Origin of the sequence: Sphingobacterium sp. UBA1897, from assembly GCF_002337775.1 — a bacterium.
Taxonomy (GTDB): Bacteria; Bacteroidota; Bacteroidia; order Sphingobacteriales; family Sphingobacteriaceae; genus Sphingobacterium; species Sphingobacterium siyangense.
In genome coordinates this window covers 226,730-238,657 of the sequence record NZ_DDGR01000006.1, presented here as the reverse complement: position 1 = coordinate 238,657, position 11,928 = coordinate 226,730, and the positions used below count along the sequence as shown (strand labels likewise).

Sequence of the window (11,928 nt, the reverse complement as noted above, 5' to 3'; positions counted from 1 at the left end):
GTGGCTTTTTTCGTTTTATTTTGGTTAGCTTTGCACTACTAATTTTAAAAAAACTATAATGCCAGTAATATCAGAAAAAGGGCTGAATATGCCTGCGTCGCCTATTAGAAAGTTGACGCCATATGCTGATCAAGCAAAAAAAGAAGGTAAAAAGATATACCACCTCAATATCGGACAACCTGATATCCAAACACCTGAAGTGATGCTTAATGCTTTGAAAAATATACAGTTCAAAGTGTGGGCCTATACACCTTCTGAAGGTACAGCCTCTTATCGAAATAAGTTAGCAGAATATTATAATAAGCTAAATTATAATATTGAGCCAACAGATATATTAGTAACGAATGGCGGTTCAGAAGCGATTATGATCGCTATGCAATCCTGTTTAAATGAAGGAGAAGAGATTATCATTCCAGAGCCATTTTATGCAAATTACAATGGTTTTGCGTGTTCCTCTGATGTTGTAATCAAACCAATCATGTCCTATATTGAAAGTGGATTTGCATTACCTTCTATCGCTGAATTTGAAAAAGTAATTACCCCTAAAACCAAAGCGATCTGCATCTGTAATCCAAATAACCCGACGGGTTACCTTTACTCCAGAGAAGAACTCGAAGCTCTTCGTGAACTTTGTCTAAAATATGATCTTTACCTTTTCTCAGATGAGGCCTACCGTGAATTTTGTTACGATGGCAGAGAGTTTATCTCACCAATGCATTTAGAAGGTCTCGAAAATAATGTGGTTATTTTTGATACAGTATCAAAACGTTACTCTGCTTGTGGTGCGCGTATTGGATGTATCATTACCAAAAATAAAGAACTATATCAGACTGCACTGAAATTTGCGCAAGCTCGCTTAAGCCCTTCGCTGGAAGGTCAAATTGCGGGTGAAGCTGCTGTTGATACACCAGACAGTTACTTTGAAGCAGTATCCAAAGAATACACAGCAAGAAGAGATACTCTCGTGAAAGGACTTAACGCCATTAAAGGAGTTTACTCTCCTAACCCAGGTGGTGCATTTTACGTCGTTGCCAAACTACCGATTGACAATGCTGATAAATTCTGCCAATGGATGTTGGAAGAGTTCTCTTACAATAACGAAACAGTAATGATGGCTCCCGCTACGGGTTTTTACAGTACGGAGGGTGCTGGTGTAAATGAAGTACGCCTTGCCTATGTGCTTAATCAAGATGATCTTAATAAAGCATTGGTTTGCCTAGAGAAAGCTCTTCAAGTGTATCCGGGACGTACAAATTAATAACAAAATAACAGGACTTATGAAAGGTGGGACAGGCATGTTCCGCCTTTTTCTTTTTTGTAGTTCCTTCCCATAAACTCCTCTTCTATTTGCTTTTAAAAAAAAACAAAACAAACTTTCGAGGTATCTTGTTCTTATTATAGTAACCAAAACGATTTCATATGGATAAATTGAAGAAATTCCAATTGATGGAAAAAATAGCAAGAGAATTAGAAGATGTCAGAAATAGTCAACAAGCTGTTTTGGAAAAAATAGGCAAAATCGAAGTTGATAACATTGAACTCGGCGATAAGAATATTGAAAAAACAATTCCCGATATCTATCAGCGTACAGCAGATAATTCAGATGCTATCAAAGCTCTTCTGGAGTCTTTTCAAGAGCAGACAGCAGAATTCGGAGAAAAAAACAATGTTGGAAAACTATTGGAACAGCAGCAAATCAATAGCGTAAAATAGCTAAAAAAGGAGGCCGACTAAATAGTCGGCCTCCTTTTTGTTTTATGATTGTGCTTTTGCAGCCTTAGCTTTTAAATATTCCTCTTCAACAAAATGAAGCTGTTGTTCTGGTGTCAGATTTGAATTATCCAAAACAATAGCGTCTTCGGCTTGCCGTAATGGACTTTCCGCGCGCGTACTGTCGATACGGTCACGAGTAGAAAGATTCTCCACGACTTCTTCTAAAGTCACGTCCTCTCCTTTTTCCGTCAACTCCAAATAACGCCTCGCGGCACGTACTTTAGGGTCTGCCGTCATAAAAATTTTCAGATCAGCATCTGGAAAAACGGTAGTACCAATATCACGGCCATCCATAATAATATTTCGTCTGCTACCCAATTTCTGCTGCTGGGCAACCATAGCAACCCGAACAGCTTTGATTGCACTCACATCGCTGACTTTATCAGAAATATACATCTGACGGATCTCTTCCGAGATATCCTCATCGTTTAGATGAATTTCCGTTTTTATTGCATTTGGGATAAAATCAATGTGGATATCTTTCAGTGCATTTTCGATCGCTTCTTGATCATCCAGCGCTATCTCATGCCGGATAAAATAGAGTGTGACGGCCCTATACATAGCTCCACTGTCAATAAAGGCAAACTTCAGTTTTTTTGCCAAAGCCTTTGCCAGGGTACTCTTGCCGCAGGAGGAAAAACCATCTATGGCGATAATAAAATTGTGATGTCCACTCATTATTCGTTTCCTCCTATGATTACACCGGGACGATTGACCAAAGGAACCTTAGTCAGGTTACCATCCACAATGCTTTCGGGTAAAAAGATATATTTTTTATCGTAAATAATATTATCAATATAAAAACTCAACCAATATTCATTTGTCAACCCGAATACCTGTTCGTCAATCGCTTCAACACGATCGAACGATTTAGCTTCTATATTTCCAATAAAATGACGCAAAGTTGTTGTTGTTACTTGTCGGCCATCCTTTTCGCCATAACCTTTTGAGCTGATCAGCACATTCTGAATGGCAATGTTCTTGTCATTGATAACATAGACAGTCCAATTTTTTGTCTCCACCGTCTCACCTTCCAAAACAACGGCGATCATAATATCTTTGACAATATTTTCAGGCAAATCTGCTTTCATCCTTATTTAGACTTTATAGTTTTTTTAGCTGGAGCCTTCTTTGCTGTAGCTTTTTTTGCTACAGTTTTCTTTTCTGTTGTTTTTGCTTTGGTCGCTTTTCCTTTCGGAGCATCCGCCTCAGCCCATTTCAGCACATCCGCATACGTGATTTTTTCAATCTCGGTTCCCTTAGGGATTTTCAGATTTTGCTTACCAAAACGAATAAATGGCCCCCAGCGTCCCTGCTCGATTTGAGCATCTGGATTTTCATCAAAAACCCGAATCACTTTCTCGATATCTTTCTGACGTTTGTCTTTGATAATCTGTATCGCCTCTTCTTCTGTTACGTCCAAAGGATCAACACCTTTTGGTAAGGAGTAAAACGATGAATTGTGACGTATATAAGGTCCAAATCGTCCAACCGCGACAGTCATTTCTTTATCTTCAAATAAACCGACTTTTTTCGGTAATTTGAACAATTCCATGGCATCCTCAAAAGTAATGGTTTCGATCATTTGGCCCTTCCGCAAGGACGCAAAACGAGGTTTTTCTTCATCGTCGGGAGAACCAATCTGTACCAATGGGCCGAACTTACCAATACGAACCGAAACGGGCTTTCCGGAAACTGGATCCACACCGAGCTCACGCTCATTATTCGCACGATCTGCATTTACTAAAGTATCTTCTACTTCAGAATGAAAAGGTCCATAGAAATCATGCAACATTTTTGTCCATTCGGTCAGTCCATGCGCAATATCGTCAAATTCCTTTTCTACGTTGGCCGTAAAATGAAAATCCACAATACCGTTGAAGTGTTCAACCAAAAAGTCATTCACCACAACACCGATATCCGTTGGAAACATTTTTCCTTTTTCGGCACCGGTTATTTCGGTTTTTGTTACCGCTGTTAATTCGGCATCCTTTAATGTCAGTACACGGTAATCGCGCGATTTACCTTCACGCTCTTCCTTTATAACATAACCGCGGTTTTGAATAGTTGAAATCGTAGGGGCGTAGGTTGAAGGACGGCCAATTCCCAATTCCTCCAATTTTTTCACCAAAGCAGCTTCCGTATAACGTGCTGGAGGTCGTGTAAAGCGCTCCGTTGCCGACATGTTTTTCAAAGTCAATGGCATACCAATGGCTAACGGTGGAAGAATAGCATTGTCACTATCTTCGTCCATCGCGTTGTCTTGATCGTCATCCAAGGATTCCATGTAAACTTTCAAGAACCCATCAAATTTCATAACCTCTCCTGACGCATTCAAATCTTCGGTACGGGTTGAGATGTCGATCTTTGCCAATGTACGTTCAAACTCCGCCTCACTCATTTGGGAAGCAATTGCTCTTTTCCAAATAAGCTCATATAATCTTTTTTCGGATGCATCCCCATCAATGGTGTGCTCAGAGAAATAAGTAGGACGAATAGCTTCGTGTGCTTCTTGAGCACCCGATGTTTTTGTTTTATATTTTCTGAGTTTATGGTACTGATTGCCGTAAGCCGATTTGATTTCCTTTTCAGCAGCCTCAATCGCCGTATCACTCAAATTAACAGAATCGGTACGCATATAGGTAATTCGTCCTGATTCATACAGCCTTTGCGCCACCTGCATGGTGCGGGCAACCGAAAATCCAAGCTTTCTACTTGCTTCCTGCTGTAATGTTGATGTGGTAAATGGCGCCGCTGGTGAACGCTTTGCAGGTTTTGTTTCTAGATTTTTTACTGAAAACAGCGCTGCTTTACAATCTTCCAAAAATTTGGTCGCCTCTGCTTCTGTTGCAAAACGCTGCGGAAGTTCGGCTTTAAAACTATCTTTAACTTTTCCCGTATGAAAAAAAGCAACGATCTTAAAAGCCGCTTCGGGTTCAAATTTATTGATTTCACGCTCACGATCTACAATCAGACGAACTGCAACAGACTGCACCCGACCAGCAGATAAGGAAGGCTTCACCTTTTTCCATAGAACCGGAGATAATTCAAAACCGACTAATCGATCTAGAACTCTTCGCGCTTGTTGTGCATTTACTAAGTTATAATCTATTTTACGCGGATTGTCAATAGCCTTCAGAATAGCTGGCTTCGTAATCTCATGAAACACAATCCTTTTTGTACTTTCATCTTTTAATCCCAAAGTCTCAAATAAGTGCCATGAAATAGCCTCTCCTTCGCGGTCCTCATCGGACGCTAACCAAACGGTTTCTGCAGCTTTAGCCAATTTCTTCAGTTCACTTACAACCGCCTTTTTGTCGGAGGGAACTTCATACTTTTGTTCAAAATTCTTTTCGGTATCAATTGCATCATCGGTTTTCACCAAGTCGCGAATATGTCCATAACTTGACTTGACCAAAAAATCCTTTCCTAAATACCCTTCTATCGTTTTCGCTTTCGCTGGAGACTCAACTATCAATAAATTTTTCGCCATCTAATTTGAGATTTGTGCAAATAAAGGGAATTCTGAAAGGAATGACAATAATTTCTTGCAAAAAAGACAAAAAAAATAGATTTCATGTCAACAATAAAGAAATTTATCCAAAGACAAAGGACCGCGCAACGGAGTTGAGCTCGACACAGAAACGCTGTCAGATCAAGCGAATTTGCCACTCCGACCACTTTGTTTCCGTCTATTTCAGACAAAAACAAATTCATTTAACTTTATTCGGTTTCGAATCAACCTTCATAAAGTTGCAAAATCAAATATTCGAAACAGTTAAAATACGTATAAGTAAAATATATATGTATATTCGCTTATTCAAAAGGGCAATATATAACAACTCCCCTATTTTGTTTAAATATTTTAATAATGAAAAGAAGTCTTCTCAGAATTGCCTTTTGGGGCACGTTATTACCATTTGTATCTTGTTCAGTTATGAAAGATTCAGCAAAATCAAATTCAGGCAATTTCCCTAAACTTAGTCTGGAAGCACATCGCGGCGGCCGCGGCCTATATCCTGAAGAGTCTATCGCTGCCATGAAAAATGCAATAGATCTGGCAAAGGTGACCACACTGGAAATGGATTGCCACATTACCAAAGATCGTAAGGTTGTTGTCTTTCACGACGATTATCTTAACCCAAAATTTGTACTGAAACCCAATGGCTCCGAAATTTCTGACAAAGATAAACCGCTGAGAATTTATGATATGCTTTATAAAGAGCTGATTAAATACGATATCGGATCGAAATTTTATAAAGAGTTTCCTGAACAGAAAAAACAGGTTACGCGTATAGCAAAACTATCAGACCTTATTGACAGTACTGAAGCCTACGCAAGTGTAAAAAGGAAAGCGCCGATGTTTTATAATATCGAAGTGAAGAGTAAGGAAGATAAAGATGGTATTTTCCATCCAAGGGTAGAAGAATTTGTGGACCTTATGGTGCAGGTGATCACTGATAAGAAAATTGCTTCACGAACCGTCATCCAATCGTTTGATAGTAGAGCTATTAAATATCTGCACAAAGCATATCCTCAAATCAAAGTTTCTTATCTTATTGATGCAAACTATACCAAAAGCGTTGAGCAAACAATTGCAGCTTTGGGCTTTACACCTTTTATTATAAGTCCGCACTATAAAATAGCTACACGCGATTTTATTGCACAGTGCCACAAAGCCGATATCAAGGTTATTCCATGGACAGTCAATACAAAGGACGAGATAGAACAGCTGAAGGCTGTAAAGGTTGATGGAATTATTAGCGATTACCCCAATTTGTTTTAACAAACACCTTGCTTGTTTCGCTTAGAATGAAAAAAATTGAGTTCTAGTTCATCTCAATGCCAGGAGAAACCAAGCCACACCAAAGCAAAGCAGTTCGTTAATCGCCTCAACTACTTTGGTTTGGTTTTGTTTTTTAATGCTTTTTCAATATATTCCCGTCCCTTTTGAACCAAAAATTCAGAGCGGTGATAATCCCAAAGGTTACAGATATTATAGGGAATATCCACCACCACATCGGGATGGTATAAATCAACAATCATACGGCTCATTTTCCTGCGCATCACATAGTACGAGGCTTGTAGAATATCCAAGGAATTCGAAGTCTTCGGATCCAGTTTTTTGATAACAGAATATTGTTTATCCGGTTTAGATTCCAGATTGACAGCAATGATTAAATTCTCTTTCTTGGTTACATGATTTATGGGCAATGGATTCAGTACACCACCGTCAACGTACACATGGTTCTCCTCCTCTACCGCTGTAAATACAGCTGGAATTGCAATCGAAGCCCGAATGGCATCATACATACTCCCAAAATCCAGCACAACCTCCTTTTCGTAGTTTAGATCTGTCGCAACGGCTTTAAACAAAATTGGAAAAGTCTCTATATTAGCATCGGGGATCACAGATTTCAAGGCGTTAAACACCTTGACCCCCTTCATCATTCCTAGTCCCTTCCAGCTAAAATCCATCATATTAAAAACCGATTTCTTCGTCAGGCGCTGCATCCAATCTTCGAGAACATCCATCTTCCCCTGCGCATAAATACCACCGACAAGTGCTCCTATTGAACAACCTACCACCTCATCGATTTCAAAGCCCAGCTCTTCAAGCCGTCGAATAATACCAATATGCACAAGACCTCTTGCACCACCTCCGCCCAGGACAAGGGTAACTTTACGATTCAAAAAAGCTTTCTCCAACATAATTATACAAGTACATGAAACACTTGTTTACATCCAAGCAACAATGTAAACAGATAATCATCGTTATTATATGTATTTTTGATTACAATATACGCAGTAAAAAAAGAAATATGAAAATAGAAATTTGGTCGGACATTATTTGTCCATTTTGTTATATTGGCTTGACAAAGCTTGAATTGGCTCTTCAACAAACCGCAAGTAAGCCAGCCGCTGAAATCATCTGGAAATCGTATCAGCTTAACCCCGACTATCCCGAAGATGCTCCGGCAATGCCAACCTACGATTACCTCGTTCAAACGAAAGGCATGAGCATGGACGATGTTGTTGCAATGACTTCACAGCTCAGTGCGCAGGGAAAAGAGCTGGGTATTGACCTGAATTTTGAAAAAGCAATCGTTGTAAATACAAAAAAAGCTCATCGTCTGATCCATTTTTCCCAGGCGCAGCAAAAAGGCACTCAGATCAAAAAAGCCTTATTTAAGGCTCATTTCACCGATGGTCTCGATGTAAATAACAATGAGGTTCTCGTCACTATCGCAACGCAAGAGCAGCTTTCCGCTCAGGATGTAAAAAACTTATTGGAATCGGATGAATTTGCTTATGATGTTGCACAGGATATCCAAGAAGGTGTCAGCTTAGGACTCCGAGGTGTTCCTTTCTTTGTATTTGACAGAAAATACGCTATCCCCGGAGCACAGCCCATGGAAGTCTTTCACAATACAATAAATGAATGCCTGGCCGGTCAGCCTGCACCTCTTGAACGCAGAGGCGAAGAAGGCCCTTCATGTGATCCTGAAACAGGAAAATGTGAATAAAGAAAGAAAAAATTATTGTTTAATTTTACTATTTTCGCAAGCTTATAACGACAAACAAATTTGGTATAAATGCAGTTAACCAAACTAGAAATTAAAGGATTTAAGAGTTTCGGAGACAAGATCACGATCAACTTCAATGATGGTGTCACAGCGATTGTCGGTCCCAATGGATGCGGAAAGTCCAATGTGGTCGACGCCATACGCTGGGTACTGGGGGAACAAAGTACAAAGATGCTTCGCTCCGATAAAATGGAAAATATTATCTTCAATGGAACGAAAAACAGAAAGCCGGCAAACCTTGCAGAGGTTTCGCTGACCTTCAACAACAACAATAATATTTTACCAACGGAATTCTCTACAGTGACGGTCACCCGTAAGCTGTTTCGCAACGGCGATAGTGAATATCGATTGAATGATGTCAAATGTCGTTTAAAAGATATCACGGATCTGTTCCTGGATACCGGAGTTGGTGCCGACAGTTATTCGATCATCGAATTGAAAATGATTGATGAAATTATCAACAACAAAGATAATTCACGTCGCAACCTCTTTGAAGAAGCATCCGGAATCTCTAAGTATAAAGTTCGTAAAAAACAAACTTTAGCAAAGCTGAGAGATACTGAAGCCGATCTTTCCCGTGTTGATGACTTGCTTTACGAAATCACAAAGAATCTCAAATCATTAGAAAATCAAGCTAAAAAAGCTGAAAAATATACCTCCCTTAAAGCAGAATACCGCCAGAGCAGTATAGATTTGGCTTATTATAGAATTGCTGATTTTTCGACCGAATTAGAAAGACTTCAGACACAAGAATCCAAGGTTCAAAAAGATGCCGTCAATGCACAGCAAAATATTCTGAACGCGGAAACTGAACTCCAAATACTCCGCCAGACAAATTTGGAACAGGAAAAAAACCTTTCGGTACAGCAAAAGACAACACAGGAATTTGTCAATAAAATCCGAGGTTATGAATCGGAAAAGAAGATCAAAAACGAAAAAGTCAAAAATCTTCAAGATAAAGAAAACCGACTGAACCTCGATATCAACAGCGATAAACAACAGCTTAATCATGTCCTCTACACCATCAAACGACTGAATGAGGAATTGTTTGATGAGCAAAATAAACTCGATTCGTTAAAAACAAATCTTGAATCGGATAAAACCGAAGTCGACGAATTGAGAGGACAGCAACAATCTGCAAAGGGAAAGCTCGATATCTTTAATAAGAGCAATGCTGAATTACAGGCAAAAATATACAAATTAGAAAAAGATCTTGCGGTATTCACAATTCAGAAAGAAGCTCTTCTGCAAGAATCTGTTCGCAATAGTGTAGATACAGAAGCAAAAGAAGCCGAATTGCTGCAGTTCAATTCCTCTGTTATGGAATTGGAAGGCCGTGTAGAAGCACAGCAGCTACAGTACGATTCAGCAAACCAGCAGGAAGAAGAGCTCCAAGGACAGATTAATCAGTGCCAGGCAAACCTCGAGGAATTTAAGGCCCAGCTTGCCAAAGATCTCCGCCTGGTAGATGCCAAACAAAACGAATACAACCTCACGAAATCCCTTGTTGATAATTTAGAAGGTTTCCCCGATTCCATTCGCTTCCTCAAGAAAAATGCAGGCTGGAAAAAGCAGCCCCCACTCCTATCAGATGTCCTTTTCTGTCAGGAAGATTACCGTGTGGCTATTGAGAACTACCTAGAGCCTATTATGAACCATTATGTTGTCGAAACACAACAAGATGCCGTTCAGGCTATCCAACTATTGAGCGATGCAGCAAAAGGAAGAGCTAATTTCTTTGTTTTAGATGCCATAGTAGATTCCCCAAGCGCTGCCCCCGCACCAAATGACAATTTGATGTCTGCGTTAGATGTGATTAACGTAGACGAAAAGTACAAGGCTTTATGTACGATGCTGCTCCAGCAAGTCTTCATCCTTAAACATGAAAATGAAAAGGAGCTGGATGAAAAGCTACCTGCTCTAGGACAGGTGATTCTACAAAAAAATGGACGTTATTCGAAACATCATTTAGGCCTTTCGGGTGGTTCAGTGGGATTATTTGAGGGCAAACGTATCGGAAGAGCGAAAAATCTGGAAGTGCTATCCCAAGAGATCAAAACCTTAAATCAGGAAATAGCAAAACTTGAAGATAAAATAACGGCCGAAACAGCTCGTTTGGATGCACTGCGTGGCAATTCACAGAAAGAGTTAATCGATGAGCTGCGCTTTCAGCTCAATAGACTGAATAATGAATTAATTACCGTCAAAACAAAGCAAGAGCAATACCAAGCCTTCATCAATAACTCCCAGGCCCGTAAAAAAGATATTCAGGAGAAAATTGAAGGTATAGAATCGGATTTAAAAATTGCGGAGCCACAGCTTCAGGAGCTCCGTCTGGAAAAAGAACAGAGTATAGCCGAATTATCGACTTTACAAGATCAGTTCCATGAAATATCTGAGGTACTTAACGAAAAATCAACCGCATACAATCAAGAGAATATCGCTTACCATCAACAGTTAAACAAAGTTTCCAATATCACAAAAGATCTCGAATTTAGAGAGACGCAGAAAGATGATCACGAAATCCGTGTGGAGCGAAACAGTGCAGAATTAGTTGAAGTGCAGGAAGCTTTAAGAACAACCATTCCATTTGAAGATGAAGAAGATCAGGATCTTATTGCCATGTATGAGCAGAAGATCGCCCTGGAAGATGGTCTCAAAGAATTGGAAGACGGCTACTATGCAGATAAGCAGAAAATCAATAACCTCGAAGATGCTCTGACACAGCAGCGTCGTTCAAAAGAACAGAGTGACTTTCTTGTTTCAGAGATCAAAGATAAAAAAACGGGTCTTCAGATCGACCTCAATGCCTTGAAAGAACGTCTTTCTGTTGAATTCAACGTTGAACTGAAAGACCTGATTGACCGTGAAGATGTGCCTGAGATCACAGAAGATCAGACGACATTGGCAACCAAATGCAGTAAACTCAAGAAACAGCTTGATGAATTTGGAACGATCAATCTAATGGCAAAAGAGGCTTTTGACGAGATGAATGAACGCTATGATTTCATTAACAAAGAGAAAGCTGATTTAATCGAAGCAAAAGGCTCATTGATGGCAACAATAAAAGAAATTGACGATACCGCTCAAGTTCAGTTTATGTTTACATTCGATGCCGTAAGGAATAATTTCGTCAAGGTATTCCGTTCGCTATTTAACGAAGAAGACAGCTGCGACCTGGTGCTCACAGACCCAAGCAATCCGCTGGATTCAGACATCGACATTATTGCAAGACCAAAAGGGAAAAGACCGCTGTCTATCAATCAGCTTTCGGGTGGTGAAAAGACCTTGACTTCAACAGCCTTGTTATTCTCACTCTATCTTTCTAAACCGGCACCTTTTTGTATATTCGATGAGGTGGACGCTCCGTTGGATGATACTAATATTGATAAATTCAATAATATTATCCGGGATTTTTCCAAGAATTCACAATTTATCGTGGTCTCACACAATAAAAAAACGATAGCAAGTACAGACATCATCTATGGCGTAACCATGGTTGAACAAGGTGTATCCCGTGTAGTTGCAGTAGATCTAAGAGAAGTTGCTTAGTGAGCAACGAAATACA

At 39.7% G+C, this 11,928-nt stretch carries 9 protein-coding genes; 5 read left to right on the top strand and 4 right to left on the bottom strand.

What is annotated here, in order from left to right; genetic code table 11:
* Positions 1–58 precede the first annotated feature (58 nt).
* On the top strand, positions 59–1,258 hold the full coding sequence (locus tag B4N43_RS05365; protein WP_286733330.1) for a pyridoxal phosphate-dependent aminotransferase: 1,200 nt from the start codon (positions 59–61) through the stop codon (positions 1,256–1,258).
* Between the two features lie 161 nt (positions 1,259–1,419).
* Positions 1,420–1,713, top strand: coding sequence for a hypothetical protein (locus B4N43_RS05360; RefSeq protein ID WP_075992843.1), 294 nt, complete (start codon positions 1,420–1,422; stop codon positions 1,711–1,713).
* Between the two features lie 42 nt (positions 1,714–1,755).
* Here B4N43_RS05360 and cmk read toward each other — a convergent pair whose 3' ends face one another.
* From cmk to topA, 3 genes are read right to left on the bottom strand one after another with little or no spacing between them, the layout of a single operon-like run.
* On the bottom strand, positions 1,756–2,451 hold the full coding sequence (gene cmk / locus B4N43_RS05355; protein ID WP_286733323.1) for a (d)CMP kinase: 696 nt from the start codon (positions 2,449–2,451) through the stop codon (positions 1,756–1,758).
* A complete protein-coding gene (locus B4N43_RS05350) occupies positions 2,451–2,864 on the bottom strand; it encodes a hypothetical protein (protein ID WP_046672862.1) in 414 nt (137 codons plus the stop codon). The genes cmk and B4N43_RS05350 overlap by 1 nt, the downstream gene beginning before the upstream one ends.
* Positions 2,865–2,866: 2 nt before the next feature.
* Positions 2,867–5,266, bottom strand: coding sequence for a type I DNA topoisomerase (topA, locus tag B4N43_RS05345; protein ID WP_286733320.1), 2,400 nt, complete (start codon positions 5,264–5,266; stop codon positions 2,867–2,869).
* Positions 5,267–5,644: 378 nt separating this feature from the next.
* Between topA and B4N43_RS05340 the strand changes: the two genes are divergently transcribed.
* Positions 5,645–6,559: a glycerophosphodiester phosphodiesterase family protein gene (locus B4N43_RS05340; RefSeq protein ID WP_145326869.1), complete on the top strand. Its 915-nt coding sequence runs from the start codon at positions 5,645–5,647 to the stop codon at positions 6,557–6,559.
* 110 nt (positions 6,560–6,669) lie between these two features.
* On the opposite strand, the gene B4N43_RS05335 is transcribed toward B4N43_RS05340, so the two are convergent.
* The gene (locus B4N43_RS05335; RefSeq protein WP_286733317.1) at positions 6,670–7,485 is read right to left on the bottom strand and encodes a patatin-like phospholipase family protein; all 816 of its coding nucleotides are present in this window, start codon (positions 7,483–7,485) and stop codon (positions 6,670–6,672) included.
* A 110-nt stretch (positions 7,486–7,595) separates the two neighbouring features.
* On the opposite strand from B4N43_RS05335, the gene B4N43_RS05330 reads away from it, so the two are divergent.
* Together B4N43_RS05330 and smc are read left to right on the top strand one after the other, a co-directional pair.
* Complete coding sequence (locus B4N43_RS05330) at positions 7,596–8,300, top strand: DsbA family oxidoreductase (protein WP_286733316.1); 705 nt, start codon at positions 7,596–7,598, stop codon at positions 8,298–8,300.
* Between the two features lie 69 nt (positions 8,301–8,369).
* On the top strand, positions 8,370–11,912 hold the full coding sequence (smc, locus tag B4N43_RS05325; RefSeq protein WP_286733314.1) for a chromosome segregation protein SMC: 3,543 nt from the start codon (positions 8,370–8,372) through the stop codon (positions 11,910–11,912).
* The last annotated feature ends 16 nt before the right edge of the window (positions 11,913–11,928 follow it).

Excerpts from the sequence above, each read along its gene's own strand:
- B4N43_RS05365 (WP_286733330.1), top strand. The coding sequence starts at position 59 with ATGCCAGTAATATCAGAAAAAGGGCTGAATATGCCTGCGTCGCCTATT.
- B4N43_RS05360 (WP_075992843.1), top strand. The coding sequence starts at position 1,420 with ATGGATAAATTGAAGAAATTCCAATTGATGGAAAAAATAGCAAGAGAA.
- cmk (WP_286733323.1), bottom strand. The coding sequence starts at position 2,451 with ATGAGTGGACATCACAATTTTATTATCGCCATAGATGGTTTTTCCTCC.
- B4N43_RS05350 (WP_046672862.1), bottom strand. The coding sequence starts at position 2,864 with ATGAAAGCAGATTTGCCTGAAAATATTGTCAAAGATATTATGATCGCC.
- topA (WP_286733320.1), bottom strand. The coding sequence starts at position 5,266 with ATGGCGAAAAATTTATTGATAGTTGAGTCTCCAGCGAAAGCGAAAACG.
- B4N43_RS05340 (WP_145326869.1), top strand. The coding sequence starts at position 5,645 with ATGAAAAGAAGTCTTCTCAGAATTGCCTTTTGGGGCACGTTATTACCA.
- B4N43_RS05335 (WP_286733317.1), bottom strand. The coding sequence starts at position 7,485 with ATGTTGGAGAAAGCTTTTTTGAATCGTAAAGTTACCCTTGTCCTGGGC.
- B4N43_RS05330 (WP_286733316.1), top strand. The coding sequence starts at position 7,596 with ATGAAAATAGAAATTTGGTCGGACATTATTTGTCCATTTTGTTATATT.
- smc (WP_286733314.1), top strand. The coding sequence starts at position 8,370 with ATGCAGTTAACCAAACTAGAAATTAAAGGATTTAAGAGTTTCGGAGAC.